Below are 26697 nucleotides of genomic sequence, written 5' to 3' on the forward strand. Positions count from 1 at the left end.
TGAGTTGAGAAGCTTGCTGGAGGTATCAGAAGTGCGAATGCTGACATGAGTAACGACAATGCGAGTGAAAAACTCGCACGCCGAAAGACCAAGGTTTCCTGCGCAACGTTAATCGACGCAGGGTTAGTCGGTCCCTAAGGCGAGGCTGAAAAGCGTAGTCGATGGAAAACAGGTTAATATTCCTGTACTTCCAGTTATTGCGATGGAGGGACGGAGAAGGTTAGGCCAGCCTGGCGTTGGTTGTCCAGGTTTAAGGTGGTAGGCTGAAATCTTAGGCAAATCCGGGATTTCAAGGCCGAGAGCTGATGACGAGTTGCCTTTAGGCGACGAAGTGGTTGATACCATGCTTCCAAGAAAAGCTCCTAAGCTTCAGATAACTGGGAACCGTACCCCAAACCGACACAGGTGGTTAGGTAGAGAATACCAAGGCGCTTGAGAGAACTCGGGTGAAGGAACTAGGCAAAATGGCACCGTAACTTCGGGAGAAGGTGCGCCGGCGAGGGTGAAGGACTTGCTCCGTAAGCCCATGCCGGTCGAAGATACCAGGCCGCTGCGACTGTTTATTAAAAACACAGCACTCTGCAAACACGAAAGTGGACGTATAGGGTGTGACGCCTGCCCGGTGCCGGAAGGTTAATTGATGGGGTTAGCGCAAGCGAAGCTCTTGATCGAAGCCCCGGTAAACGGCGGCCGTAACTATAACGGTCCTAAGGTAGCGAAATTCCTTGTCGGGTAAGTTCCGACCTGCACGAATGGCGTAACGATGGCGGCGCTGTCTCCACCCGAGACTCAGTGAAATTGAAATCGCTGTGAAGATGCAGTGTATCCGCGGCTAGACGGAAAGACCCCGTGAACCTTTACTATAGCTTTGCACTGGACTTTGAATTTGCTTGTGTAGGATAGGTGGGAGGCTTTGAAGTGGGGACGCCAGTTCTCATGGAGCCATCCTTGAAATACCACCCTGGCAACTTTGAGGTTCTAACTCAGGTCCGTCATCCGGATCGAGGACAGTGTATGGTGGGTAGTTTGACTGGGGCGGTCTCCTCCCAAAGAGTAACGGAGGAGTACGAAGGTGCGCTCAGACCGGTCGGAAATCGGTCGTAGAGTATAAAGGCAAAAGCGCGCTTGACTGCGAGACAAACACGTCGAGCAGGTACGAAAGTAGGTCTTAGTGATCCGGTGGTTCTGTATGGAAGGGCCATCGCTCAACGGATAAAAGGTACTCCGGGGATAACAGGCTGATACCGCCCAAGAGTTCATATCGACGGCGGTGTTTGGCACCTCGATGTCGGCTCATCACATCCTGGGGCTGAAGCCGGTCCCAAGGGTATGGCTGTTCGCCATTTAAAGTGGTACGCGAGCTGGGTTTAGAACGTCGTGAGACAGTTCGGTCCCTATCTGCCGTGGACGTTTGAGATTTGAGAGGGGCTGCTCCTAGTACGAGAGGACCGGAGTGGACGAACCTCTGGTGTTCCGGTTGTCACGCCAGTGGCATTGCCGGGTAGCTATGTTCGGAAGAGATAACCGCTGAAAGCATCTAAGCGGGAAACTTGCCTCAAGATGAGATCTCACTGGGATCTTGAATCCCCTAAAGGGCCGTCGAAGACTACGACGTTGATAGGTTGGGTGTGTAAGCGCTGTGAGGCGTTGAGCTAACCAATACTAATTGCCCGTGAGGCTTGACCATATAACACCCAAGCAATTTGCTGACGCAGATTGCGGTGGTGAAGACGAAAGACCCGAAAATTCGTGCTTTACACAAGAGCTTCGCAAACATCACATATCCGAATTCGCTGGGCTGTCCATCTGGACATTCTGGCAACAGAATTTCTTGACGACCATAGAGCATTGGAACCACCTGATCCCATCCCGAACTCAGTAGTGAAACGATGCATCGCCGATGGTAGTGTGGGGTTTCCCCATGTGAGAGTAGGTCATCGTCAAGATTCATTTCGCAAAACCCCTATCTGCGCATGCAGGTAGGGGTTTTGTCTTTGTGGGCAAAAAACTGGACATGCTCGAGAGCGGAGATGGCACCGGCTTCGCCGGTGTTCGCGGGTAAACCCGCTCCTACGGCGGCCTGTGTCCAACCACCGATGTGTGTCTACCACCAATCTGTGTAGGAGCGGGTTTACCCGCGAATACGGTGGCGGCGGCAACGGTGAACGGCAGGTGGAAATTGGCCCGCAGGCCCGGCCCATTCGCGGGTAAACCCGCTCCTACAAATCATGAAATGTGCGTCATTTATACCTGACGAATGACAGCGTAATGCTACGCTCGCGGAAATACTCACCACGGATACTTACCATGGAAATGAACTGGCATCAGGCCCTGCAAGAGAGCCTAAGCTGGCTGGCAATCGCCTCGTTCATCACCCTTGTCAGCTTCACTGCAGCCGCAACTCTGGCCGTGCGTTTTACACGCTGGGGCAGCCAGTTCTGGCAGCTTGCGGGGCCCTATTTCAGTTTCAGGCGCAGTTGGCGGCCGTTGCTGGTGTTTGCCCTGCTGCTGGTCCTGACGCTGTTTTCGGTTCGCCTGAACGTGCTGTTTTCGTTTTGGTACAACGGCTTCTACAGCGCCTTGCAGGGCCTCGACCAGGCGGCGTTCTGGTACCTGCTCGGCGTCTTCGCGGTGTTGGCCACCATCCATGTGCTGCGCTCGCTGTTCACCTTCTATGTCAGCCAGGCATTCAGTATCAAGTGGCGGGTCTGGCTGACCGAGCGCCTGACCCACGACTGGATGCAGGGCGATGCCTATTACCGTGGCCAGTTCCTTGCCGAGCCAGTGGACAACCCTGACCAGCGTATCGAACTGGACGTTAACGCTTTCGTCACCAACTCAGTCAGCCTTGCCTTGGGCGCAGTCAGTGCGCTGGTTTCACTGGTGGCGTTCACCGGCATCCTCTGGGGGCTGTCAGCACCGTTGACGGTGGCCGGCGTGGAGATCCCTCGGGCGATGGTATTTGCCGTTTACCTGTATGTCATCGTCGCCACCTGGGTCGCCTTCCGCCTCGGGCGCCCACTGATCCGGCTTAACTTCCTCAACGAGAAACTTACCGCCAACTTCCGTTACGCGTTGATGCGCCTGCGTGAGAACGCCGAGAACATTGCCTTCTACCAAGGTGCGCAAGTCGAGCGGGGCACGTTGCTCGGCCGTTTTGCTGCCTTGATCGTGAATGTCTGGGCATTGGTGTACCGGAACCTGAAGTTCAGTGGTTTCAACTTGGGTGTCAGTCAGGTTGCTGTTGTGTTTCCGTTCATTCTTCAGGCGCCGCGCTTCTTCAGTGGGGCGATCAAGCTGGGCGACGTTATGCAAACTTCCCAGGCCTTTGGGCAGGTGCAGGATTCTCTGTCGTTCTTCCGTGAGTCGTACGATGCGTTCGCGCAGTACCGCGCGACCCTTGATCGTCTCACCGGCTTTCTCGATGCCAACCAGCAGGCAAGTGCGTTGCCGCGCGTCACCACCGAAGACCAGGCGCATGCGCTGCAGATCGCGGGGTTGCAGGTGCTACGCCCGGACGGACATGCCCTTATCGCCGACCTGGACCTGAGCTTGCACGCCGGTCAGGCGTTGTTGATCAAAGGGCCATCGGGCAGTGGTAAAACCACGCTGCTGCGTGCCCTGGCGGGCCTTTGGCCGTATGCCGAAGGCAAGGTCAGGCGGCCAACGGGCCATCAGGCACTGTTCCTGTCGCAACGGCCGTACCTGCCGCTGGGTGACTTGCGTACCGTCATTGCCTACCCGGCAGCCAGCAACCCCAAGGATGAACTGCTCATGCAGCAGGCATTGCGCCAGGTCAACCTGGCCCATCTCGCCGAGCGTCTGGACGTCAGCTGTGACTGGTCACACATCCTCTCGGTGGGCGAGCAGCAGCGCCTGGCGTTCGCCCGGGTGCTGTTCAACAGGCCACAGGTGGTGTTCCTCGACGAGTCCACCTCGGCGATGGATGAAGGGCTCGAGCATGCCCTGTATGCGTTGTTGCGTTCGGAGATGCCGAGTGCATTGCTGGTCAGTGTCGGCCACCGTAGCACGCTGGCGGCGTTCCATACCCACCGGCTTGAGGTGGATGGGCATGGCGGTTGGTCGTTGCTGGAGCAGGAGGCTGCGCTGGCTTAGTTCGGCTTGTGGGTGAGATCGCCATCCGGCATCGCGATTAGCTTGGCCCCTTCACTGCGTGCATTGGCGACATCCTTACTCGAACGCTTTCACCGGCAGGCGGCGCTCCCTGTCCAGACGTTCGGCCTCTGCGGCGGGGCGTCCGGGTTACAGGATGGAACTGTTCAACCTGCGTACGCCGCAGCCGTGAACCGCCAGGCTAGCCAGGTTCAGCGCAGCAGCGTCAGTCCTGCAAGGGTGGTGACGGCAAAGCCCGCACCAACCAGGAAGGTTGCCTGGAACCCTGCACGCTCCCACAGCAATCCGGCAACCACGCTGGCTATCAGCAGCGCCGCACCGGTCAGCAGGTTGAACAGGCCGAAGGCGGTACCGCGCAAGTTGGCGGGGGCGCTGTCGGCGATCATGGCAGAGAAGATGCCCTGGCTGAAGCCCAGGTGCAGGCCCCAGGCCGTTACCCCGAAGGCAAGCCCGACCCATCCTGGCAAAAGGGCCAGCAGCAAGTCGGCAGTGATCAGCAGGCCTAGCCCGGCCATCAGCACGCCACGGCGCCCCACTCGGTCCGACAACACGCCGGCAGGGTAGGCCGACAGTGAGTAGGCCATCGCCATCAATACCAGTACCGCCGGCGCCCATAGCGGTGTCAGGCCTATGTTCTGAGCCCGCAGCAGCAAGAACGCCTCGCTGAAACGGGCGAGGGTGAACAACGTGGCCAGACCGATCAGGCGCCAATAGACCGGCCCGAGGCGCCGCAGCTCGTGCAGTGCCAACGGTGAGCGCACCGGACGCCCCATCGCTGGGGCCGCAGGTTCGTGAACGAAGGCAATCAGGATATACACCGCCACGAACGCCGGGATAACAGCTACCCAGAACACGGTCTGGAAATGGCTCGCTGTCAACCACATCAATACGATCGCCAGCAATGGCCCGAGGATAGCGCCTACGGTATCGAGCGCCTGACGCAGGCCGAACGCCGCGCCGCGCAGCTCGACCGGCGTAACATCGGCCACCAGCGCATCGCGTGGGGCCCCCCGAATACCCTTGCCGACGCGGTCGACGAAGCGTGCCGCAGTCAGCCACTCAAGTCCGGGAGCCATGGGAAATACCGGCTTCATCAGCGCACTGAGGCCGTAGCCGAGGACTGTCAGCAGCTTGCGTTTACCCAGTCGGTCGCTGAGGGCACCAGAGAACACCTTGGTGAACGATGCGGTCGACTCGGCGATTCCTTCGATAAGCCCCACCGCTATCACCGAAGCGCCGAGCACACTGACCATGTACAGGGGCAGTAGGGCGTGGATCATCTCCGAGGAAATGTCCATCAACATCGACACGAAGCCCAGCGCCCAGATACTGCGGGGCATCTTCGGCGGGCTTTTGGCAGTGTTCGCGCAGCTGTTGTCATCGCCACGCATCTGGTCTCTCCGCAGCGTTGTACGTCGAAACTGTAGATGCCTGCACACAGGATGCAAACTGGATAGGTGGATAGCAGCAACAGCCTGTGGAGATGACGAAACTTTCCATAAATGCAGGGGTGGTTATTCCGTCAGAGAGTGTCTTCGCCCGTTTCGCGGGTAAACCCGCTCCTACAGGCGACCGCGAAGGCTTATCAAATTTAGGGGGGCAGTCCGGCGTGGCTCACAAGCTTCGCTGTGGCAAAGATCACGGTTCAGCAAAGTTCAGTAACAAACATGTAAACTTCGTAAATAAGATTTACTCGCATTTGCGATTCTCTATATTTACCACCCCTGTTGGCCGCCAAACTGAGTGCGGGGCCGGTGGGCGAGGGCTCCCGGTTTCCGACAGGGATGTGCCTTTTCGCTCATGAATCGCAGGAGATGTACCCATGCAGTGCAGAACTTCACCCAACAGCCTGGCCCTGGCGTTCGTTGCGCTGGCGTCGCCGTCCATGCTGGCGACCGCAGCAGAGTCCGAGGAGCGGCGTGCGGGTGAGGTCCTGGAAGTGCCCGTCGCCGACAACGCTCTGGTGATCCAGGACACCCTGATCACCGCCGAGCGCGAGGCGCGACAGGCCCTGGGCACGTCGATCATCACGGCCGAAGACATCAAGCGCCACCCGCCGGCCAATGACCTGTCCGACATCATCCGCCGCGAGCCCGGGGTTAACCTGACAGGCAACAGTGCCAGTGGGGCACGCGGAAACAACCGGCAGATCGACCTGCGCGGCATGGGCCCGGAAAACACCTTGATCCTCATCGACGGCAAGCCATCCAGCGCGCGCAACGCCGTGCGCTATGGCTGGAACGGTGACCGTGATACTCGGGGTGAAACCAACTGGGTGCCGGCCGAAGCGGTCGAGCGCATCGAGATCTTGCGTGGCCCGGCCGCCGCACGCTATGGCTCCGGCGCCATGGGCGGGGTGGTCAACATCATCACCAAGCGTCCTTCCGACGAGTTGAAAGGCAGCGTCAGCCTGTACACGCAGCTGCCGGAAGACAGCGCAGAGGGCGCCAGCCGCCGAGCCAACTTCAACCTCGGTGGCGGCCTGACCGATAACCTGGGTTTCCGCCTGTACGGCGGCCTGGCAAAGACTGACGCCGACGATCTGGACATCAACGCCGGGCATGCCACCAGCGCCCTGGTAGCGGGGCGGGAAGGCGTTCGCAACAAGGACATCAACGGCCTGCTGAGCTGGAAACTGAACGACGAGCACCGCTTGGAAGCCAGTGCCGGCTACAGCCGTCAGGGCAACATTTTTGCCGGCGACACCATGAACAGCAACGGCGGCGGAGACGTTGACTTCGTCTCCAGCCTCTACGGCCACGAAACCAACGTGATGCAGCGCAGTACTTATGACCTGACCCACCTCGGTGATTTCACCTGGGGTACCAGCAAGACCACGCTGGCCTATGAATACGTACGCAACTGGCGGCTTAACGAGGGCTTGGCTGGCCGCACCGAAGGTGCCCCAAGCAACGAAGGTGGGGCTATGTCACGTTTGCGCAACACACGCCTGAGCAGTGAGGTGAACCTGCCGTTCGCCATGGGCAGCACAGACCATGTGCTTACCTTGGGCGGCGAGTACCTGTACGAAACCCTCAACGACCAAGGTTCGTTGCGCCCGCAAAGCTCCGACCCCACCAACAATGACGGCCTTGTCGGCTTCGATCGCAGCAGCTCGAAGATGACCGCACGCAGCTATGCGCTGTTTGTCGAAGACAACATCATCGTTGGCGACACCACCCTTACGCCGGGCCTGCGTTTCGACCACCACGAAACCTTCGGTGACAACTTCAGCCCCAGCCTGAACCTGTCGCACAAGCTCACCGAAGCGCTGTCGGTAAAAGGCGGCATCGCCCGTGCCTACAAGGTTCCGAACCTGTACCAGTCCAACCCCAACTACCTGCTGTACAGCCGCGGTAATGGCTGCAGCGTGCAACAGACCAACAATGGTGGCTGCTACCTGCAGGGCAACGCCGACCTCAAGCCCGAGATCAGCGTCAACAAGGAAATCGGCCTGCTGTACGACCGTGGTACCTGGCGCACCAGTGCCACCTACTTCCGCAACGACTACAAGAACAAGATCATCGGTGATACCGATGTGCTTTACACCATTGGTGCCGGCAGCCGCGTGACGCAGTGGGACAACGCTGGCAAGGCGCGGGTGGAAGGTGTCGAAGGCAACTTCTTCATCGAGTTGGCCCCGACCCTGGACTGGAACACCAACCTGACCTGGATGCTCGACAACGATAATCGCGAAACGGGCGAGCCGCTGTCGGTGATCCCGGAATACACCGTCAACACCAGCCTCGACTGGCGCGCCACCGAGCAACTGTCATTCCAGCTGGCGGGTACATACTTCGGCAAGCAGAAATCGCCGACCTACGACTACCGCACCCAGCAGGACTACGACAAGACCGCCCAGCAGGACGTCGAGGCCTATGGCCTGGTGGACGTGAGTGCCGGGTACAAGTTCAATGCCAACTACGACGTGCGGGTAGGCGTGAACAACGTCTTCGACAAGCAGATCCTGCGCGGCGGCAACGCCAGCAGCTCGGGGGCAAACACGTATAACCAGCCGGGCAGGGCGGTATTTGCTGCGCTGAATATCAACTTCTGATCCCAAGGGCCGCCCTGCGGCCCAATCGCGGTTCAATCGGCTCGCGAATGGCCGACGACATTGTTGCAGCCAAACGTCTCGCAGCGTGCTAAACCATGCACCCCAGCCCGCTGCGAGAAATGCCTGGTGAAAGCCATCCGCCTGACCCTGATCTGCCATGCCCTGACCCAAGCCCAGAAGAACGGGCGCCTGCACCATACGGATGACGGCATCCTGCCGCTAGCCCGTCAGTCAGACGCCGACCGTTCAGGCGTGCAACTGCTGAGTGCGCCAGAGCGGCGGGCTTGCGAGACGGCAGCGTGGTTAACGGGGGCAGTACAGATCGAGCCAGGTTTGGCCGATTGCGACCTTGGGCGCTGGCAAGGTGTGTCGTTGAAGCAGCTACAAGCCGAGCAACCGCAGGCCTTGGCTGAATGGCTGCAGGATCCGGCCAGTGCCGTGCATGGTGGCGAGTCGTTCGCTGCGCTATGCCAGCGCCTGGCCGCCTGGCTGGCGGCCTTCGACAGGCCGGGTGACTGGCTGGCGGTGACCCACCCGATGGTCATGCGCGCCATGCTGGTACAGGTGCTTGGGTGTCCGATGAGTGCCGGGCAGCGAATCGACGTGCTGCCGCTGTCACGTCTGCAACTGAGTTTTACCGGGCAGTGGCGGTTGCGCCTGTGCTAAGGCTCAGAACGCCAGCTTGTAACCGATCAGCAGCAGCATCGTTGCCAGGCAAGGGCGCAGCACGCGGTCGGAGATCCGCCCGGTGAGGTGGCTACCCAGGTAGATGCCTGGCAGCGAGCCCAGCAGCAGGTAGCCCAACAGCGACCAATCCATGTTGCCCATGCCCGCGTGGCCCAGGCCTGCTACCAAGGTCAGTGGCACGGCGTGGGCAATTTCAGTACCGACCAGGCGACGGGTGACCAGAAACGGGTACAGCAGGAACAGCGCCACCGTACCCAGGGCGCCAGCACCGATGGAGGTGAGGGTGACCATTATTCCAAGCACCACGCCGGTCAGCACTGTGAGGATGTTCAGGCTGCGGTCGCTGAGGTGATAGTGATCACCGGCATGGCGGCTGGCGAAGGCCTGCAGGCGCGATTTGAACAGGATGGCCAGCGCGGTCAGGATCAGCACCACCGCCAGGCCTTGCTTGATGATGGCGTTGAGCGCCGAGGTATCGGCGTGCAGGGTGCTGAGGAACCACAGGGTCAGCGCCGCTGCGGGCACGCTGCCCAGGCTGAGCAGGCCGGTGATCTTCCAGTCGATGTTCTTGTTGCGCGCATGCACCCAGACGCCACTGGCCTTGGTGATCGCTGCATACAGCAGGTCGGTGCCGACAGCGGTCGCCGGGTGGATGCCAAACCACAAAAGGATCGGGGTCATCAGCGAGCCGCCACCGACGCCGGTCATACCGACGATGAAGCCCACGACCAGGCCAGCAATGGTGAAACCGAAAGAACCTACATCCATACGCTACTCGACTGCCCAACTTTGCCCGTTATCGGATGCCAGTCAGCATATAGATTTTTTTATAGCCAAATAGACTTGTTCGTTATTAGGTTATAACCAGGCTTGCCTTGGCAGGCGCAGCGGATCAACGATCGGTCATCACTACCATGACATGGGCATCACCACCGTCATCGCTTTCCGACAGGTAGATGTGCCCCACCTGGCTGTCGAAATACGCAGTCTCCTGCGGCCCGATGCTGACCGCTTCTCCGGTCTCGAACTCGATGCGCACGCGCCCGCTCAGCACCAGCGCGAACTCTTGCCCGGGGTGGCGGATAAAATCGTCGAACTGGCCGCGTTCCCGGGCAATGATGCGGGCATAGGCAGGTGTCATGCGTCGTGCGGGGAAATCCCCGGCAATCGGATAATAGTCGTAGGTGCCGGTCGAATAACCCGCCGCTGCGGGCAGTGAGTCGACCACCACGGTCACCGGCACCGGGGCGCTGACCGTGCCGCTGGCGCGGAACAGCTGGGCAATATCGACATTCAGCGCCCGCGCAGCAGCGGCCAGTTTTTCATAGCTGACCGACACCTGCGCCAGTTCCATCTTCGACAACGTGGACAGCGGCACGCCACTGGCTTCGGACAGTTGCTTGAGGGTCATCTGGCGCGCCTTGCGCACCTGGCGCAGGCGCTGGCCGACGACGGCACGGTCAAGCTGGGGTAGAGCTGCGGGCATTCAGGGATCTCGGCATGCGGCGGTGGTCGGGCATCTTACCTTGGACCCTTGCGCATTTCTAAATTCTCATATATTAGAATTCTCATAAATGATAATTGCCTGGCAGGAGCGTGCATGACCCCGACCTACGACACCCTGATCATCGGTGCTGGCATCGCCGGCGCCTCGCTGGGCTACCGCCTGGCCGGCCAGCAGCGTGTGCTGCTGGTCGAGCGTGAATCGCAGCCTGGCTACCATTCCACCGGGCGTTCGGCGGCCATGTTCATGGAGGCTTACGGCACCCCACAGATCCAGGCACTGACCCGCGCCAGCCGGGCCTTCTACGAAGCGCCACCGCAGGGCTTCTGCGAGCACCCGCTGCTGGAGCCGCGAGGCTGTCTGTATGTCGCCAGCCTGGAGCAGCGGGAACTGCTTGAGCAGACTTACGCGCAGAACCTGGCCAATGGCACAGAAGTCACCCTGCTGGACCGGGACGCGGCCTTGGCACTGATACCCAGCCTGCGTGGCGAAACCCTGGCCGGCGCGGTGCTTGAGCCAGGTGCGATGGACCTTGACGTACATGCCTTGCACCAAGGCTTCTTGCGTGGTTATCGCACTGCCGGCGGTGAACTGCGCTGCAACGCCGAGCTGATCCAGGCCTGGTACCTGGACGACGTGTGGCAGGTGGAGTTGGCTGATGGCAGCCGCCTGCAGGCCCGATGTCTGGTCAATGCTGCAGGTGCCTGGGCGGACCGTGTGGCCGAGCAGTGCGGGGTGGCGCGCATCGGTTTGCAACCGTGCCGTCGTAGCGCCTTCACCTTCCCTGGTCCGGCAGAGCAGGACTTTACTCGCTGGCCTGCGGTGATTGGTGTCGATGAAAGCTTCTACTTCAAGCCTGATGCCGGCCAACTGTTGGGGTCGCCAGCCAATGCCGACCCGGTTGAGCCCCAGGATGCCGCGCCCGAGGAGTTCGACGTGGCCTTGGGTATTTACAACATTGAAGCCATGACCACCCTGGCGATCCGCCGCCCGAGCCACACCTGGGCCGGGTTGCGTTCGTTCGTTGCCGACGGCGACCTGGTGATCGGTTTCGATGCGCATGCCCCCGCGTTTTTCTGGCTGGCGGCCCAGGGGGGCTATGGCATCCAGTCGGCAGCGGGCGCCTCGCGCCTGGCCGCCGACGTGCTACTGGGCCAGCCGTTGTGTGCCAGCCTTGTCAGCCAGGGCGTGGCGCCCGAGCGCCTGTCCCCGGCCCGTTTCCAGCAACCCTGAAAGGAGCATCCCATGAGCAATGACATTCAGCGTTTCCCCAGCAGCTTGCCGTTCCCGTTTTCCCGCGCGGTAAAGGCCGGTGGCTTTCTGTTCCTCTCCGGGCAGGTGCCGATGAGCGCCGGCGGCGAAGTGGTGCGCGGTGATATCCAGACCCAGACCCGTGCTGCCTGCGAGCGTATCGCCGAAAGCCTGGCGGCCTGTGGCGCGCGTTTCGACCAGGTGGTGAAGGTCACGGTCTGGCTGTCGGACATGCGCCATTTCGCCGGCTTCAACGAGGTGTACAAGGCGTTCTTCGGCGCGGCGCTACCGGTGCGTTCCACCGTGGCTTCGGCGTTGGCCCTGGGCGTGGATGTGGAGATCGAAGTGCAGGCGTTCGTCGGCGACGCCTGACCGGGCAAAGAGCCCGTGTAGAGGCGACCTTGTGTCGCGATGGGCTGCAAGGCCGCCCCTACGACCGGTATGCGACGGCGATGACAAAACAACAATAAATCCAGAGGTTCACATGCAAGAGCAGCTGAAGATCGCCGGCGCATTTGTCGGCGTGATCGTGGGGGCGGGGTTCGCTTCAGGGCGGGAACTGTTGTTGTTCTTTGTCGATTTCGGCGTGTGGGGCTTGGCTGGCGCGTTGGTCAGCGCCGCCTTGTTCACCTTCCTCGGCATGGCGCTGGCGGGGCTGGGCAATCGTCAGCAGGCCACCTCGCACAAGGATGTGATTTTGGCCATCTGCGGCCGTCACCTGGGCATGTTCGTCGACTGGTTGATCACCTTTTTCATGTTCGCCGTCACCGTGGTCATGCTGGCCGGCGGTGGTGCCTTGCTGGAGCAGCAGTTCGGCATCCCGGCCCTGACCGGCAGCGTGCTGGTGACGCTGGTGGTGGTCGGTATCGTGTGCCTGGACGTGCGCAAGATGATGCTTGCAATTGGCGCCATCACACCCTTGCTGATCCTGGTGGCTTCGGCGATAGCGCTGTATGCGGTGATCACCCGCGAGCAGAGCTTTGCTGCGCTCGATCAGGTGGCCAGCCAGCAACAGGCCGGCACCCGCCATTGGCTGCTGGGTGCGTTCTTGTATGTGTCGTATAACATCGTCGCGGGTGCGCCGATCCTGGCTATTCTGGGCGGTTCGGCCAAGGGCGAGAAAGCCGCGGTGTGGGGAGGCCTGCTCGGTGGCGCGGCGCTAGGCGGCCTGATGCTGGTGATGAGTGCCGGGCTGCTGTCGCGCCTGGACAGTGTGGCCGACCAGCCGATGCCGATGCTGTCGATTGCCAACGAAGTGTCACCACTGCTGGGGCTGGTGATGTGCCTGATCATCTTCGGCATGATCGTCAACACCGCGGTGGGCACGCTGTTTTCCTTCCTCTCGCGGCTGTTGCCGGCGGGCACGACGAAGTTCCGCTGGGGCTCGGTGGTGACCGGGGTGGTGGCGCTCGGCTGTAGCCTGGTGGGGTTCATCAGCCTGGTGGGTGAGGTGTACCCGTTCTTCGGTTACCTGGGCTTTGTGCTGATGACGGCGGTATTGCTGGCCTGGGTACGGCGGGGCAGGGCTGCGAAGGCGGTGGCTGCATAAGGGCTTGGTACAGGCGACAACAGGCATAGGCTGTTGCCGCCTGTACCCGGCGTTTAAATCCGGAAGCTGCCCACCAACTGCTTCAAACGCCCAGCCTGCTGGGCCAGCTGGTCGCAATGACGCAGGGTCTCGTTGAGGTTCTCCACCCCCTGCTGGTTCAGGGCGTTGATCTGGGTGATGTCCAGGTTGAGGCTCTCGACCACGGCGGTCTGTTCTTCGGTCGCTGTCGCCACCGACTGGTTCATGCCATCGATTTCGCCAATGCGCTGGGTCACGCTGGCCAGGCGTTCGCCGGCCTGGTTGGCCACCTGCACGGTCTGCTCGCTGGAAACCTGGCTGGTGTTCATGGTGTGCACCGCTTCGCGCGAGCCCACCTGCAGGCTGGTGATCATGCGGTGGATTTCTTCCGCCGACTCCTGGGTACGGTGCGCCAGGTTGCGCACCTCGTCGGCCACCACGGCAAAGCCACGGCCGGCTTCACCGGCACGGGCCGCTTCGATGGCGGCGTTCAGTGCCAGCAGGTTGGTCTGCTGAGAAATGCCCTTGATCACGTCGAGGATCTTGCCGATTTCGTCGGTGCTGGCGTTGAGCGTTTCGATCTGCGCGCACGACTCGCTGATCCGTTGCGACAGGGCAGTCATGGCGCTGATGGCTTCTTCAACCACTTCACGGCCACCGTGCGCCTGTTCGCTGGCACCGCTGGCATGTTGTGAAGCATCCGCGGCGTTGCGGGCGATTTCCTGGGTGGCGGCGCCCAGTTCGTTGATGGCCGCAGCGACGCTGTTGGTGCGCATGCTCTGTTCTTCAGACCCGATGATCGACGCATTGGACGCGCTGACCACTTTCTCCGAAAGGTCATGCACCAGGCGGGTGGCCGAGGACACTTCGCTGATCGAGGCATGGATACGTTCGACAAAGCGGTTGAACGAGGTAGCCAGTTCGCCGAACTCGTCCTTGTTCTGCACGGCCAGGCGGCGGGTAAGGTCACCTTCACCCTCGGCGATGTCGCGCATGGCGCGGCCCATGGTGGTCAGCGGGCTCATCAGCACCGGAATCAGCAGGCCGAGCAGGCCGGCGATGGCTGCCACGGCAATCAGCATGGCAATGATCGCCGAGGTGCGGAACTGGCTGAGCGCGGCATAGGCCTTGTCCCTGTCGATCGACAGCCCGATGTACCACTGCGCCGAAGGCAGGCCGGCCACCGGGGCGAACGAGATGATGCGATCCTGGCCGTCGAGGGTGACATCCTGCATGCCGGCGGCAACCCGCAGGTTGCTGCCTGGGTAGATGTCCTTGAGGTTCTTCATCACCTGGTCTTTATTGGGGCTGACGATCACCTGGCCATTGGCGTCGGCCAGGAAGGCGTGACCGATGCCGCCGAAGTCGACCGAGTTGATGATCTCGACGAGGGTGTCGAGGGTAACGTCACCGCCGACCACACCGATCAGTTCGCCATTGCGCTTGCTCTTCACCGGCGTGGCGATGGTCACCATCAGGCCACCGACTGCCCCCTGGTACGGGGCGGTCAGCACGGTCTGCCCGGCGTTGGCGGCGGCGCCATACCAAGGGCGCTGGCGCGGGTCGTAACCGGCGGGCATCTGGGCATCCGGGCGCTGGGTGAATTCGCCGTTGGCCTGGCCCAGGTAGGTGAACAGGAAATTACGCGTGTAGGACGGCTGCTCGATCAGCCCTGCCAGGGTGTCGCCGGCGCCTTGCTGGCCGATGTCCTGGGCCAGGTTCTCCAGCACCAGAATGCGCCCGCTCATCCAGTTCTGCACACTGCTGGCGGTCAGTGCACCGGACTGCTGCACCGAGGCTTCGATATTCTGGCGGATGGTATTGCGTTGCAGGTAGTCGTTGTAGAGCGTGAACAGGGCAAATGCCAAAACCACGACGCCGCAGGCGCTGAGCAGGATCTTGTGGCGAAATTTCAGGTTCATGTTTCGAGACCTTGAGCCAATGAGGGGAGGGCGCAGCGCGCTCATGACGCGATGCGGGGCCTATCGACCGAGATATCGGCTTGAGGGGTAAAAGATTGAAGTGCTTAGGGAAAATTCTTACAGACGTTTCGACGGACGGCAGTCACGGGTCAGCCAACTGCTCGATCAGCAGGCGTGCAGCCTGCTGCAGCGGCTGTTGTTTGCGCCACAGTATATGCACGGGCAGTTGCAATTCGTTGCGTGTATTGCGGAATGCCAGGCGCACCAGACGCCCGCTGGCCAGCAGCGGGGCGACCCGCGACAACGGCAGATCGCCCCAGCCCAAGCCAGCTTCCACCATTTGCAAAGCCAGATCGAAACTGTCGGTGGACCAGTGTGTTGCACCGATCAGTGGGCGAGGGTCCGCCAGAGGCAGGTCGCGGCTGCGCACCAGAATCTGACGCACCTGGGTCAGGTCCTCAAGGTCGTGGATACGCCCCTCACGCAGGGCCGGGTGGGCCGGCGACAGGGTGGCTACCAGCGACTCCATGCCGATGTGCTGGAAGCCGCGACGGGCATCGACCTGCAGGCCGGCAAAGGCTACGCAGAGGTCGGCACGGCCGCTGTCCAGCAAGTGCAGGGCTTCTTCCTGTGGAGCGCTGAGCAGGGCAATGTCCAGCAAGGGGTGGCGCTTACCTAGGTTGGCGATGGCCGCCAGCAGCGGGCGGTGATCGATGTCGGGTACCACCGCCAGGGTCAGGCTGCTCTCCAGCCCTTGGGACAGCTCCAGGGCATGAACCTGCAGCAGCCCCAGTTGTTCGGCAATCAGCCTGGCGTGTGGCTCCAGGGCCAAGGCCTGTGCGGTTGGGCGAACTTCACGCGGGCCACGTTCGAACAGGCTGTAGCCAAGTTCTGCTTCAAGGTTGCCAATGGCCATGCTCACGGCTGAAGGCACCCGCTTGAGGGCGCGCGCGGCGGCAGAAAACGAACCGTGGTCGAGCACGGCCAGAAACAGCTGGATGTTGTCGCTGGAAAAGTTCATGGCAGCCTCCTGTCAGTTGATCTGACAGCTGCTGACTTTTTCTGTCAAGTGCGTTGAATCATGATCGCCCTCATCGCTTTTTGTCTTTGGAGGTAACCCCGGGTGCAGGGATTGAAACGCAAGTTGGTCTACGTGACTTTCTATGAACTGATCGGGCTGTGCATGTCGACCCTCGGGCTGGCCTACCTGTCAGATACGCAGGCGTCGCATACCGGGCCGCTGGCGGTGATGATCACCACCATCGCCATGCTCTGGAACCTGATCTACAACACCCTGTTCGAGTACTGGGAGAGCCGCCAGGCCAAGCGTGGGCGCAGCGTGGCGCGGCGGATGGTGCATGCCATCGGCTTCCAGTTGACCCTGGTGGTGTACCTGATTCCGCTGATTGCCTGGTGGCTGGACATGACATTGCTGGAGGCGCTGCTGGTGGATATGGCCTTCATCATCCTGGTGCCGTGCTACACCTTTGCCTACAACTGGGCGTTTGATCGTGTGTTTGGCTTGCCACGTTCTGCCCTGGCCACCGCTTGATACAGCCTTGCGCGGCGAAAACGCCGGCACAGGCCGCCACTAAGGTGGCAGGCGAATGATCAAAGGCGCCTGCTGCTGCTCGACCTGCTGCTCCACCGGCCGCGGCGCACTGGCCAGCAAGCTGTCCTCAACCTGCCCCGACAGGTAATAGACCCCCGCCATGGCCCCGCTCTGGCGGTTCTCCATCAACTCCTGCCATTCCTGGTTCAACGCCACGTTCAGGATCACCCGCAGCTGTTCGACCATCTGCGGGTGATCACGGTCATGGGTCATCATCCCGTAACCGGCTGCAGCAATCGAAATCATCGCCCCTGCCACCTTGCCCACTGCCGATGCCACGGCACTGGCGATACCGCGTGGGGCCAGGGTGGCGCCAAGCTTTTCGCTGGCCTGGGTGGCCACCGAGTTGAGCCCGACATCGGTCCTGCCAGGGCCTTTGCTGGCCTGCTGATGCAAGTGCTGGCGCATGGCTTGCCAGGCCGGTTGTTGGTCCAGTGACTTGGCCCGCAGCAGCTGATACAGGCTGGCATTGCGCGCATCCGGTGGCCCCAGGGCGATGGCGGGGATACGGTTGAGGCGCTGGCTGAACTGCTCGGGCGGCGGGTTGTACCGGCTGATGATCGCCGGCAGTTGCTGGCCGAGCAGTTGCAGGTACAGTTCGCAGGCGCGGTCGCGGATGCCCTCTGGGTTGATCTGCTCGGCTACCGGCTCAATCACCCGCGCGTGATACTGCTCCTGCAGGTACAGGGCCAGGCGTTTTTCTGCCGGTTCCCGACCCTCACCACTGTCGAGCTTGTACCAGGCCACCTTGAGGGTCAGCCACTGCTGGGTCCAGTAACCCGTGAACCAGGGGATGAAGTCGCTTTCGGTGCGTTGCTGCACTTGCTCCTTCCACACCCGCATGGAGCGCCGGGCATAGTCGTTGGCCGAGCCGGCGGCACCGACCGAGGCATCGATCAGTTCCTGGTCGATGCGTTGCCAGGCCGCGGGGGTGAGTATTGCGGGCGGCGGCGGGGCAGGGGGGCGCTTGCTGGCACAACCGCCGAGGGCCAGCAGAAGGCAGAGCAACAGGAGGACTCGAGAACTCACGCGACCGCCTCCCTGGTAGAGGCTGGGGGGGTTCTCGAAGTATAGGGTGGGGTTATTGGGGCTGCTGTGCAGCCCATCGCCCGCTCAGCACAGATGCAAATGGTTGTGTGAGCGCGGCCTGGGGGGGAGCGATCGCGTCCGTTTGGTCGGGTTATTCCAGGTCGAGCTTTTCTTCCAGACGGTCAAGGTGCCTGTGCATCAACCCCAGCGCCGCTTCGGCATCACCTTGCTCCACGGCATCGATGATTGCCGCATGCTCTTCCCACGCGCAGTGATCGCAGCACGGCGATTCGTAGCGAGCGATGATCAGCGAGGTCATCGGCACCAGCCCATTGAGAAATCGCGCCAGTGGTGCATTGGCCGCCACCTGCGCCAGTTTCAGATGGAACTCGCCGCCCAGGCGGATCGCCGCGCAGCGTTCGCCACGCTCATGGTGCTGGCGCTCGCGCTCTACCAGTTGCCGTAACTGGCGTACCTGCGCCGGCCGGGCGCGTTGCGCGGCCAGGGTGATCAGCGTGGTTTCGGCCAGACGCCGGGCACTGAGCACCTGACGTGCCTGGTCCGGGTCAGGCGCAGCCAGATGCGCGGTGTGGCTGGGGCGCTGGACTACCACCTGCTGGTCGGACAGGCGCCCGAGCACACGGCGGATCACCGTGCGGCTGACACCAAAGGCATGGCCCAGCGCCTGTTCGGGCAACAGACTGCCCGGCGGCAGGCGCTGTTCGAGAATGGCGTCGAACAGCCGCGGATAAATCTGCTCGGCCGACAGGCGGGTTTCGCCGGCCGCGAGCAGGGTAGGCAAGTGGGGGACGGCGTTCATGGGCACTCTCCTGAGGTCATGGATGCGGATGTTCGTCCGGGATATTCAGCGCGATGCCCATGCGCAGCCCTTCGGCCACGATGTGCTGACGCATCTGGGCACTGGCCTGGGCGCTGCTGCGTTCGCGAATGGCGCGCACCACCGCTTCGTTTTCCTTCAGCCGCGCGGCCAGGTGCTCGGGCGAGTTGCGCAGCATGTCGGCGCTTTGCTTCAGGGCATTGCCGGTCTGCTGCACCACGCTCTGGAAAATCGGGTTGGTGGTCAGGGCGAACAGCGCCTCATGGAAGGCAATGTAGGCTTTGACCCCGGCCTCGCTGTCATCGGCCTCCAGTGCTTCGCGCATGTCCATCAGGGTCAGGCGCAACTGGCCGATGTCCTGGCTGTTGGCCGACTGCGCCACCAGGCCGACGATGAACGGTTCGAGTGTGTAGCGCAGTTCCAGCACGTCGGCCAGGCTCGCCGCAGCACTGGTTTCCACGCCCGACGGCTGGGCATCGGCATCGAGCACCAACACGCCCTTGCCTGGCAACGAGCGCACCAGGCCCAGTGTTTCCAGCACGGTTACCGCTTCGCGCAGGCTGGGGCGGCTGATGCCCAGTTGTTCGGCCAGTTCGCGCTGGCCTGGCAGCATGTCGCCGGTGCGCCATTGGCCGCGGGCCAGGGCCTGGCGGAGTTTTTCCACCACTGAGTTGACGACGGTTGATGAGCTGATCACGGTTCGCTCCTGGAAGGGCCGGCGTCATGCCGGCCACGTTCGCTCAGAATTCCTGTTGATGGGCGTTGGGTTGCTTGCGTGGCGTGGGGGCAAAGCCAGGCTTGCCGTCGAGCACGTTCTGCGCACGTTCCAGGTCAATGTCCTTCTCCCAACGGGCAATGGCCACGGTGGCCACGCAGTTGCCGATCAGGTTGGTCAACGCCCGGCCGATACCCATGAACCAGTCCACCGCCAGCACCAGTACCAGGCCAACCACAGGGATCGCCGGTACCGCAGTCAGGGTGGCGGCAAGAATCACCAGTGCCGAGCCTGGGATGCCGTGAGCCCCCTTGGAAGTCACCAGCGACACCAGCAGGATGGTCAGCAGGTCGGTCATTTCCAGTGGCGTGCCGGTGGCGTTGGCGATGAACACGATCGCCAGGGTGAGGTAGATGGAAAAACCATCGAGGTTGAACGAGTAGCCGGTAGGGATCACCAGGCCGACCGTGGAACTGCCGATGCCCAGGTGCTCAAGCTTGCGCATGATCTGTGGCAGTACGGCGTCGGAAGAGGCGGTGCCCAGGACGATGGTCAGCTCTTCGCGCAGGTACTTGATCAACGGCAGCAGTTTCAGGCCCGACAGGCGCATGACGGTGCCCAGCACGATCAGCACGAAGCCGGCACAGGTGAGGTAGAACAGCGCCACCAGCCCGCCCAGGTGCTGCAGCGACGCCAGGCCGTACTTGCTGGTGGTGAAGGCGATGGCACCGAACACGCCGATCGGCGCCAGGCGCACGATCATGCCCATGATGCGGAAGATCACATGGCTCAGTTCGTTGATCAGTCGCGAAATGCCGGCGGCCGAGTCACCCACCAGGTTCAGCGCGCTGCCGAACAGCACCGAGAACAGCAGCACCTGAAGAATGTTGTTGTCGGCGAAGGCACCGATCACCGAGGTGGGGATCAGGTCCATGAAGAATGCCGTGGCGCCATGGATGTGCTGGCCGCGCTCGGCCAAGCCGTTGGCATCGGCGGCGGACAGTTGATCCAGGTGAATGTTGGCACCGCTGCCAATGCCACTGGTGAAGGCGAACACCAGGCCGATCACCAGCGCCAGGGTAGTCAGCACTTCGAAGTAGATCACCGACTTCAGGCCGATGCGCCCGACCTTTTTCAGGTCGCCCGCACCCGAAATGCCGCTGACCACCACGCAGAACACGATCAGGCCGATGAGCATCTTGATCAGCTTGATGAAGCCGTCGCCGAGGGGTTTGAGTTGCAGGGAGAGGTCGGGGAAGCTCAGACCGCAGGCGATGCCGAGGGCAAGGCCGAGTACGACTTGCAGGAAAATCGAACGCGAGCACCATTTGAGCATGGGAGGAGTCTCTGATCGGTGTCCTTGCTTCGGTAGCCGCACGGGGCGAAAGAGCGCAGGACTTAATTATTGTGGTCTTACCGGTTTGTTCAGCGCGAGGCCATAAAAGCGCGAAAAATCCCTGATTGCAAGGATTTTTGGCCTTACCGGTCTGACCAGTTGTGGGGCAATCCGGCCTGCCATGCTCTAGTTCGGTGCGTGCCGTGAAAGGGGGCGCATGAAATAGCTCAGGGCTTGGCCAGTGCCTGGTCCACCGCTGCAATCAGCTTGCCAAGATCTTTGGGCGGGGCGTTGTGGATGACACCGAACAGGTAGGCGCGCTGCTCCTCTTCGTCGTCCGGTTCAGCGAAGAAGTCCTTGGGCTTGACGCCCAGCACCTGGGCAAACGCCATGATTGCATCGATGCTGGGGGTGTAGGTGCTGGTTTCGAAACGGCTGATGGTCTTGGGGTCGAAGCCGGTCCGTTCGGCCAGTTGTGCCTGGGTCAGGCCCGCCAGCTTGCGGTAGCGGCGCAGGGCGATACCCAAAGCTGATCTCGTCATCGCTTAATTCCCATTTAGAATCAAGAACTTAACGATATCTATCAATGTGGCGCAACGCCATGATCGATCACCTTTGTTTTATTTATGTGATGAATTTCGTAGAATTCATGGCTTGACCGGTCAGTCATCGTCACCTTCCTTGTACCGTTCGGCCTCGTGCCGCAACGGCAGGAAGCGCTTTTGCCCATTGGAACGGATCCTCATGAATCGGTTCCGAAGGCCGTCGATGAACTGGGTGCCGGCTTGTCATTGAATGGAGTCTCATCGTGCGCCTCAACTTGCCGGTAACCCCGGTCGAGCAACGTTTTCCCCCCCATCAGCGGCTGATTTCTGCTACCGATACCGCCAGCCTGATCACCTACTGCAACCCAGAGTTTGCCGCCATCAGTGGCTACAGCGAGGCCGAACTGATCGGCAGCCCGCACAACCTGGTGCGCCACCCGGACATGCCGCCGGCGGTGTACGAGTTGATGTGGCGCTACCTGAAAGCCGGCAAGAGCTGGATGGGTATCGTCAAGAACCGCTGCCGTAACGGCGACTACTACTGGGTCAATGCCTACGTCACGCCCATCCTCGAAGGTGGGCGGGTAGTGGGTTACGAGTCGGTGCGCGTATGCCCTACGCGCGAGCAAGTAGCCCGTGCCGAAGCCCTGTATGCGCGGCTGCGCAACGGCCAGGCGGCATTGTCGGCGCCGCGCCGTCTGAGCTTGCTGGCGCAGGCCTTGGCCTTGCCACTGGCCGGTGGGCTGCTGGCGGTGGGTGCCAATCAGTTGTGGCCTGGCCTGGTGGGGCAGGGGCTGACCCTGGGGCTGTTCGTGGCCTGCGGCCTGTGGGCGCGCAATGCCCTCGGGCGGCAGCTGCAGCAGATTGTGCAGGGTGCCGAAGGTGCCTTCGCCGACCCGATTGCGGCCTTGACCTACAGCGACCTGTCGGGTGCTGCCGGGCAGTTGCAACTGATGCTGATCAGCGAAGAGGCACGCCTGAAAACCGCCTTGACCCGGCTAAGCGATCTGGCCGGGCAAATGGCCGTGGCCGCTCGCGATGCCGGGCAGTTGTCGCGCAGCACCGAGGCGGCATTGCTGGAGCAGCGTGCCGAAACCGACCTGAGCGCCACTGCAATGAACCAGATGGCCGCCTCCATTGGCGAAGTGGCCAACCACGTGCAGTTGACCGCCGCCGAGGCACACACGGCGCACCTGCTGGCCGAGCAAGGTAGCCAGGTGGCCGATGCCAGCGGTGCGGCCATTCGTAACCTGGCCAGCACCGTGACGCAGATCAACCAGGCGGTCAGCCACCTGGCGGGTCAGACCGGCGCCATCGCCGAGGCCGCGGGGATGATCCGCGGCATTGCCGAGCAAACCAACCTGCTGGCCCTCAACGCCGCCATCGAGGCTGCCCGTGCGGGCGAGCAGGGCCGGGGCTTTGCCGTGGTCGCCGACGAGGTGCGGGCACTGGCCGACAAGACCCGCCAGTCCACCCTGCACATCCAGGCCATCATTGATGCCCTGCGCAGTGGCGCCGCGGAAGCCGTGGCGATCGCCAGCCGAGGCATCGACGGTGCCGAGCAGGGCGTTGCCCAGGTGCAGGAAGCCCGGCAGGCGCTGCATGGCATTCGTGACGCGGTACAGCGCATCAGCGACATGAGCCAGCAGATGGCCACCGCCTCGCAGCAGCAGTCGGCGGTGGCAGAAGACGTTTCGCGGCAGATCAACGGCGTAGCCGGTATTGCCCAGCACAGCGCCCATAGCGCCAACGCCGCCGCCTCGCGCGGTACCGAACTGGAACACGTGTGCGCCGGATTGCGCGCCCTGGTGGAGCGCTTCAACCGCTAAGGCAGGATGCTTTATGGATGATAACTATCGCGCGGCCGTGGACGCGGCCGCGATCTTTTCGGAAACCGACCTGCGTGGGAACATCACCTACGTCAATCAGCAGTTCTGCAGCATCTCGGGCTACAGCCGTGAGGAACTGCTGGGGGCCAACCACCGCATCCTCAATTCCGGGCTGCATGAACCGACGTTCTTTGTCGGCATGTGGCGGGCGTTGGTCGCCGGGCGGGTGTGGAAGGGCGAAATCTGCAACCGGTCCAAGGACGGTTCGTTGTACTGGGTCGACAGCACCATGGTGCCACTGGTCGATCCGCTGACAGGCCAGGTGCGCAAGTATGTGTCGATACGCTTTGACGTCACCGAGAAGCGCCAGCTGCTGCATACCTTGCAGTGGCGGGTGGGGCACGATGTGCTCACCGGCCTGCCCAACCGCGCCTACCTGTCTGATTTGCTGAACCAGGCCCTGGCCTACTCGCGCCGCGAAGGCATCTCGCTGGCGGTGTGCATGCTCGACCTGGATGGTTTCAAGGCGGTCAACGACGGCTACGGGCATGCCGTGGGTGACCTGCTGCTGGTGGAAGTGGCGCAGCGCTTGAAGAGCATCCTGCGCGGTGGTGATGCCGTGGCCCGGCTGTCGGGCGACGAGTTCGTGCTGATCCTGCGCGACGTCGACGATGAGTGTCAGTTGCATGCAGCCCTGCAGCGGGTATTGCGTGCCTTGGCGGCGCCCTATGTGGTGCGTGAGCATACGCTGTCGCTCAGCGCCAGTATCGGCGTGACCCTGTACCCGCAGGATGACGAAGATGCCGACACCCTGGTGCGCCACGCCGATCAGGCCATGTATGTGGCCAAGCAGCGCGGGCGCAACCGTTACCATCTGTTCGACGTGACGCAGGAGCAGGAGCTCAAGGCCACCCACCAGACCGTGGCACGCGTGCGCCGGGCGCTGCGCAATGGTGAGCTGTGCCTTTACTACCAGCCCAAGGTCAACCTGCGCAGTGGCAAGGTACTGGGCTTTGAGGGTTTATTGCGCTGGCAGCGGCCAGGCCGTGGTGTGGTGCCGCCTGGCGATTTCCTGCCCTGGGTAGAGCAGACCGACCTGATCGTCGAAATCGGCGAGTGGGTGATCGGGCAGGCGTTGAGCCAGTTGCAGGCCTGGCAGCGCCAAGGGCAGCCCTGGTCGCTGAGCGTGAATATTGCCGCGCGGCATTTGCAGCGCAGTGACTTTGCCGAGCGCCTGCAGCAACTGCTGGCAGCGTACCCGGCGGTGGACCCGGCGCTGCTGGACCTGGAAATCGTCGAGTCGGTGGCCATCGACAACCTGCAGCATGTCAGCCGTTGCCTGGATGCCTGCCGTGCGCTGGGTGTGCGTTTCTCGCTGGACGATTTCGGCACCGGTTATTCGTCCTTGAGTTACCTGAAACGCTTGCCGACCCAGACGATCAAGATCGACCAGTCGTTCGTGCGTGACATCCTTCATGACCAGGACGACCTGGCGCTGACGGAGGCAGTGATCGGCCTGGCCCGGACGTTTGGCCGCGAGGTGATTGCCGAGGGGCTGGAGAGTGTCGAGCACGGCCGGGTACTGATGGGCCTGGGCTGCGAGCTGGCGCAGGGTTACTGCATTGCCCGGCCGATGCCCGCCAGTGACGTGCAAGCCTGGGCACAGGCCTACCGGCAGCCAGTGCAGTGGCGTGACCCTTGAAGGTCATCAGCGGGCCGTGGTCTTGACCTGCACGGGGGGGGCGCCAGCTGCTTGTCGATCAGGGGTGGCTTCGAAAACCTGCTGTGCGGCGCTTCAGGGCCAATCGATTCATCGCCCACGCAACCGCTTGTACAGTGTGGTGCGGCTGATACCCAGTCGGCGGGCCACCGCCGACAGGTTGCCATTGGCTTGCTCGACCAGGCTCTGCAGGTCCGTCTCTTCAGTCGCTATCGGCACCGGTGTTTTCGACTCGGCCAGAAAACCCGCAGGAAGGTGTTCGACGCCGACCGGCCCGTTGGCCGCCAGGGCCAACGCGACCTGTAGCACGCTCACCAGTTCGCGCAGGTTGCCCGGCCAGGGGTGTTGATCGAACAGGTCGATAATGGCCGGGGGCAGCCGCGCAGGTTGCCCGGGCTCGCGGTAGCGGGCATGCACCTGCTCAATCAGCTGGCGCCGGTCAGCGCGTTCGCGCAGGGGGGGCAGCACCAGCGTCAGGCCGGCGATGCGGTAGTACAGGTCCTGGCGAAAGCGCCCGGCGCGCACTTCTTCGGCCAGGTTGCGATTGCTCGCCGACACCACGCGGATATCCACCGGCACCGGTTCGCCACTGCCCAGCGGCTGGATGCTGCGCGACTGCAGTACGCGCAGCAGGCGGGCCTGGGTGGGCAGTGGCATGTCGCCAATCTCATCCAGAAACAGGATGCCGTGGTCGGCCTTGCGGATCAGCCCCGGGTTGCCCTTGTGGTGGGCGCCGGTGAACGCGCCTTTGTCATAGCCGAACAGTTCCGACTCCACCAGTTCGGCCGGGATCGCCGCACAGTTTACGGCGACCAGCGGCTGCCTGGCGCGGCTGCTGGCCCGGTGCAGGGTGCCGACGAACACTTCTTTGCCTACGCCTGTTTCGCCCTCGACCAACACCGGGATGTCCTTTTCCAATAGCAGGCGGGCTTGTATCAAGGCTTTATCCAGGCGCGGCTCGGTACTGCCGGCTTCGGGGCGGCGAGTGGTTTCGCGTGGGGGGTGCCACTGGCAGTGAAAGCGGTTGCGCCCGGTGGCCTGCAGAGCGAAGGGCTGTTGTCGGGGATGGCTGAGCAGCTGTTGCAGGGGTAACTGGAACAGTTGCTCGATGTTTTGCTGCAGCGGGTTTACGCCAAGCAGGCTATCGGCCCGGTGATTGGCGGCCAACACCTGCCCGCGTTCATCGAACACCAGCAAGCCGGCCCAAGGGCTGTCGAGGTTGTCGGAGGCGCTGTTGAAGATCAGTTGTGCATGCTGGTCAGCATGTTCGGCGAGGATCAGGCGGTTCTCCAGGCTCTGGCCCATCATGCGCACCAGCCCAAGCGTCTGGCTGGCCGGCAGGTAGCCGTCGCTGGCTACGTCGAGCGCCCCGACCAGCTGCCGTGCGGCGTCGAACAGGGGGGCGGCGGCGCTGGACATGTAGCGGTTCTGGCGCAGGAAGTGTTCGTCCTGGCCGACGTGAACCGCTTCGGCGCAAATCAGTGTGGTGCCCAGGGCGTTGGTACCGACGCCACGTTCGTGCCAATGGGCGCCGGCGCTGAAACCATGGTGCTGGCGCGGTTCGATGAAACGCCGCGAGCCCCAGCTGTCGAGCAGGCAGCCACTGGCATCGGCCAGCATCACCAGGTAGCTGGCGTTACCCAAGAGGTGCGCATAGTGCGGTAGCACTTCCTCGCGGGTCAGGCGCAGCAGGTTTTGGCGCCGCTCCAGCAGGGCACTGAGCTCGGCGCGGGACAGGCAGTCAAAGTCTGGCGCATGCTGCGGCTGCAGGCCGTGGGCGCGGCAGCGGTCCCAGGACGCCTGGATCAGTTGGGTGTGGGTCGAAGTGGATGCGGCCATGGGCCTGTCCTGTGTGATTGTTGTCATGGGTCGACCGCCGTTCAGTGTTGTTCACGGCTGTTCATTGTCAAACTGGCCACTGTCCAGCTGTGCAGTGATTGTGTTCACGTGC

Annotated in this window: 20 protein-coding genes, 2 rRNA genes and 2 pseudogenes (1 of these 24 only partly in view); 12 read left to right on the forward strand and 12 right to left on the reverse strand. The window is 62.3% G+C overall.

Annotated features, from left to right (window positions below):
- From C4Q27_RS21295 to C4Q27_RS21305, 3 genes are all read left to right on the forward strand, one after another.
- Positions 1-1687 (forward strand): 23S ribosomal RNA (locus tag C4Q27_RS21295); it begins 1206 nt to the left of the window's first position.
- A 143-nt stretch (positions 1688-1830) separates the two neighbouring features.
- A 5S ribosomal RNA gene (gene rrf, locus C4Q27_RS21300) occupies positions 1831-1946 on the forward strand.
- A gap of 361 nt (positions 1947-2307) precedes the next feature.
- Entirely contained in the window at positions 2308-4116 is a 1809-nt protein-coding gene (locus C4Q27_RS21305; protein WP_064491543.1) for an ABC transporter ATP-binding protein/permease, read from the forward strand.
- A gap of 209 nt (positions 4117-4325) precedes the next feature.
- Here the strand turns inward: C4Q27_RS21305 and C4Q27_RS21310 are convergent, their stop codons facing one another.
- The gene (locus tag C4Q27_RS21310) at positions 4326-5525 is read right to left on the reverse strand and encodes an MFS transporter (RefSeq protein ID WP_104887327.1); all 1200 of its coding nucleotides are present in this window, start codon (positions 5523-5525) and stop codon (positions 4326-4328) included.
- Between the two features lie 431 nt (positions 5526-5956).
- Between C4Q27_RS21310 and C4Q27_RS21315 the strand changes: the two genes are divergently transcribed.
- Together C4Q27_RS21315 and C4Q27_RS21320 are read left to right on the forward strand one after the other, a co-directional pair.
- Positions 5957-8191 carry a TonB-dependent siderophore receptor gene (locus C4Q27_RS21315; RefSeq protein ID WP_064491545.1) on the forward strand — a complete coding sequence of 745 codons (2235 nt, stop codon included), beginning with the start codon at positions 5957-5959 and terminating at the stop codon, positions 8189-8191.
- Positions 8192-8317: 126 nt separating this feature from the next.
- The gene (locus tag C4Q27_RS21320; RefSeq protein ID WP_104887328.1) at positions 8318-8857 is read left to right on the forward strand and encodes a histidine phosphatase family protein; all 540 of its coding nucleotides are present in this window, start codon (positions 8318-8320) and stop codon (positions 8855-8857) included.
- A gap of 3 nt (positions 8858-8860) precedes the next feature.
- Here the strand turns inward: C4Q27_RS21320 and C4Q27_RS21325 are convergent, their stop codons facing one another.
- Complete coding sequence (locus C4Q27_RS21325) at positions 8861-9646, reverse strand: sulfite exporter TauE/SafE family protein (RefSeq protein WP_019438690.1); 786 nt, start codon at positions 9644-9646, stop codon at positions 8861-8863.
- 124 nt (positions 9647-9770) lie between these two features.
- Positions 9771-10364 carry a helix-turn-helix domain-containing protein gene (locus C4Q27_RS21330; RefSeq protein WP_010953221.1) on the reverse strand — a complete coding sequence of 198 codons (594 nt, stop codon included), beginning with the start codon at positions 10362-10364 and terminating at the stop codon, positions 9771-9773.
- A 114-nt stretch (positions 10365-10478) separates the two neighbouring features.
- Here C4Q27_RS21330 and C4Q27_RS21335 point away from each other — a divergent pair, with 114 nt between their 5' ends.
- The 3 genes from C4Q27_RS21335 (at position 10479) to C4Q27_RS21345 (ending at position 13182) form a co-directional block, all read left to right on the forward strand.
- Positions 10479-11615, forward strand: a complete 1137-nt coding sequence (locus tag C4Q27_RS21335; RefSeq protein ID WP_104887329.1) for an FAD-binding oxidoreductase — start codon at positions 10479-10481, stop codon at positions 11613-11615.
- Between the two features lie 12 nt (positions 11616-11627).
- Positions 11628-12005, forward strand: a complete 378-nt coding sequence (locus C4Q27_RS21340) for a RidA family protein (RefSeq protein WP_010953223.1) — start codon at positions 11628-11630, stop codon at positions 12003-12005.
- A 112-nt stretch (positions 12006-12117) separates the two neighbouring features.
- Positions 12118-13182, forward strand: coding sequence for a membrane protein (locus C4Q27_RS21345; RefSeq protein ID WP_010953224.1), 1065 nt, complete (start codon positions 12118-12120; stop codon positions 13180-13182).
- Between the two features lie 53 nt (positions 13183-13235).
- On the opposite strand, the gene C4Q27_RS30075 is transcribed toward C4Q27_RS21345, so the two are convergent.
- The 3 genes and pseudogenes from C4Q27_RS30075 to C4Q27_RS21355 all read right to left on the reverse strand — a co-directional run bounded on the left by C4Q27_RS30075 (position 13236) and on the right by C4Q27_RS21355 (position 16143).
- Entirely contained in the window at positions 13236-13976 is a 741-nt protein-coding gene (locus C4Q27_RS30075; protein ID WP_370290711.1) for a methyl-accepting chemotaxis protein, read from the reverse strand.
- A gap of 162 nt (positions 13977-14138) precedes the next feature.
- Positions 14139-15167 (reverse strand): annotated as a pseudogene (gene mcpA, locus C4Q27_RS30080) (methyl-accepting chemotaxis protein McpA); the annotation flags it as partial.
- 97 nt (positions 15168-15264) lie between these two features.
- Complete coding sequence (locus C4Q27_RS21355; protein ID WP_104887330.1) at positions 15265-16143, reverse strand: LysR family transcriptional regulator; 879 nt, start codon at positions 16141-16143, stop codon at positions 15265-15267.
- Positions 16144-16245: 102 nt separating this feature from the next.
- Here C4Q27_RS21355 and C4Q27_RS21360 point away from each other — a divergent pair, with 102 nt between their 5' ends.
- On the forward strand, positions 16246-16674 hold the full coding sequence (locus C4Q27_RS21360; protein ID WP_064491796.1) for a PACE efflux transporter: 429 nt from the start codon (positions 16246-16248) through the stop codon (positions 16672-16674).
- A 39-nt stretch (positions 16675-16713) separates the two neighbouring features.
- Here the strand turns inward: C4Q27_RS21360 and C4Q27_RS21365 are convergent, their stop codons facing one another.
- From C4Q27_RS21365 to C4Q27_RS21385, 5 genes are all read right to left on the reverse strand, one after another.
- Positions 16714-17763, reverse strand: coding sequence for a hypothetical protein (locus C4Q27_RS21365; RefSeq protein ID WP_104887331.1), 1050 nt, complete (start codon positions 17761-17763; stop codon positions 16714-16716).
- A gap of 151 nt (positions 17764-17914) precedes the next feature.
- The gene (locus tag C4Q27_RS21370) at positions 17915-18583 is read right to left on the reverse strand and encodes a GntR family transcriptional regulator (protein ID WP_104887332.1); all 669 of its coding nucleotides are present in this window, start codon (positions 18581-18583) and stop codon (positions 17915-17917) included.
- 16 nt (positions 18584-18599) lie between these two features.
- The gene (locus tag C4Q27_RS21375; RefSeq protein WP_010953230.1) at positions 18600-19298 is read right to left on the reverse strand and encodes a FadR/GntR family transcriptional regulator; all 699 of its coding nucleotides are present in this window, start codon (positions 19296-19298) and stop codon (positions 18600-18602) included.
- Positions 19299-19341: 43 nt separating this feature from the next.
- Positions 19342-20652 (reverse strand): C4-dicarboxylate transporter DctA, encoded by a 1311-nt coding sequence (locus C4Q27_RS21380; protein WP_012053078.1) that lies wholly within the window; start codon positions 20650-20652, stop codon positions 19342-19344.
- Positions 20653-20879: 227 nt separating this feature from the next.
- A complete protein-coding gene (locus C4Q27_RS21385; protein ID WP_003250216.1) occupies positions 20880-21194 on the reverse strand; it encodes a helix-turn-helix domain-containing protein in 315 nt (104 codons plus the stop codon).
- Between the two features lie 266 nt (positions 21195-21460).
- On the opposite strand from C4Q27_RS21385, the pseudogene C4Q27_RS30085 reads away from it, so the two are divergent.
- From C4Q27_RS30085 to C4Q27_RS21395, 3 genes and pseudogenes are all read left to right on the forward strand, one after another.
- A pseudogene (locus C4Q27_RS30085) lies at positions 21461-21742 on the forward strand (PAS domain-containing protein); the annotation flags it as partial.
- Positions 21743-21979: 237 nt separating this feature from the next.
- On the forward strand, positions 21980-23026 hold the full coding sequence (locus C4Q27_RS21390) for a methyl-accepting chemotaxis protein (protein WP_371919376.1): 1047 nt from the start codon (positions 21980-21982) through the stop codon (positions 23024-23026).
- A 13-nt stretch (positions 23027-23039) separates the two neighbouring features.
- On the forward strand, positions 23040-24728 hold the full coding sequence (locus C4Q27_RS21395; protein WP_104887334.1) for a bifunctional diguanylate cyclase/phosphodiesterase: 1689 nt from the start codon (positions 23040-23042) through the stop codon (positions 24726-24728).
- 108 nt (positions 24729-24836) lie between these two features.
- On the opposite strand, the gene C4Q27_RS21400 is transcribed toward C4Q27_RS21395, so the two are convergent.
- Positions 24837-26585, reverse strand: coding sequence for a sigma-54-dependent Fis family transcriptional regulator (locus tag C4Q27_RS21400; RefSeq protein WP_104887335.1), 1749 nt, complete (start codon positions 26583-26585; stop codon positions 24837-24839).
- Between the last annotated feature and the right edge of the window lie 112 nt (positions 26586-26697).

This window comes from Pseudomonas sp. SWI36, assembly GCF_002948105.1.
Taxonomy (GTDB): Bacteria; Pseudomonadota; Gammaproteobacteria; order Pseudomonadales; family Pseudomonadaceae; genus Aquipseudomonas; species Aquipseudomonas alloputida.

Bases quoted from the DNA above. Each gene is read 5' to 3' on its own strand.
- C4Q27_RS21345 (WP_010953224.1), top strand. From the start codon at position 12,118: ATGCAAGAGCAGCTGAAGATCGCCGGCGCATTTGTCGGCGTGATCGTG.
- C4Q27_RS21385 (WP_003250216.1), bottom strand. From the start codon at position 21,194: ATGACGAGATCAGCTTTGGGTATCGCCCTGCGCCGCTACCGCAAGCTG.
- C4Q27_RS21395 (WP_104887334.1), top strand. From the start codon at position 23,040: ATGGATGATAACTATCGCGCGGCCGTGGACGCGGCCGCGATCTTTTCG.
- C4Q27_RS21370 (WP_104887332.1), bottom strand. From the start codon at position 18,583: ATGAACGCCGTCCCCCACTTGCCTACCCTGCTCGCGGCCGGCGAAACC.
- C4Q27_RS21340 (WP_010953223.1), top strand. From the start codon at position 11,628: ATGAGCAATGACATTCAGCGTTTCCCCAGCAGCTTGCCGTTCCCGTTT.
- C4Q27_RS21315 (WP_064491545.1), top strand. From the start codon at position 5,957: ATGCAGTGCAGAACTTCACCCAACAGCCTGGCCCTGGCGTTCGTTGCG.
- C4Q27_RS21400 (WP_104887335.1), bottom strand. From the start codon at position 26,585: ATGGCCGCATCCACTTCGACCCACACCCAACTGATCCAGGCGTCCTGG.
- C4Q27_RS21335 (WP_104887329.1), top strand. From the start codon at position 10,479: ATGACCCCGACCTACGACACCCTGATCATCGGTGCTGGCATCGCCGGC.
- C4Q27_RS21305 (WP_064491543.1), top strand. From the start codon at position 2,308: ATGGAAATGAACTGGCATCAGGCCCTGCAAGAGAGCCTAAGCTGGCTG.
- C4Q27_RS21310 (WP_104887327.1), bottom strand. From the start codon at position 5,525: ATGCGTGGCGATGACAACAGCTGCGCGAACACTGCCAAAAGCCCGCCG.
- C4Q27_RS21330 (WP_010953221.1), bottom strand. From the start codon at position 10,364: ATGCCCGCAGCTCTACCCCAGCTTGACCGTGCCGTCGTCGGCCAGCGC.
- C4Q27_RS21380 (WP_012053078.1), bottom strand. From the start codon at position 20,652: ATGCTCAAATGGTGCTCGCGTTCGATTTTCCTGCAAGTCGTACTCGGC.
- C4Q27_RS21325 (WP_019438690.1), bottom strand. From the start codon at position 9,646: ATGGATGTAGGTTCTTTCGGTTTCACCATTGCTGGCCTGGTCGTGGGC.
- C4Q27_RS21355 (WP_104887330.1), bottom strand. From the start codon at position 16,143: ATGAACTTTTCCAGCGACAACATCCAGCTGTTTCTGGCCGTGCTCGAC.
- C4Q27_RS30075 (WP_370290711.1), bottom strand. From the start codon at position 13,976: ATGCGCACCAACAGCGTCGCTGCGGCCATCAACGAACTGGGCGCCGCC.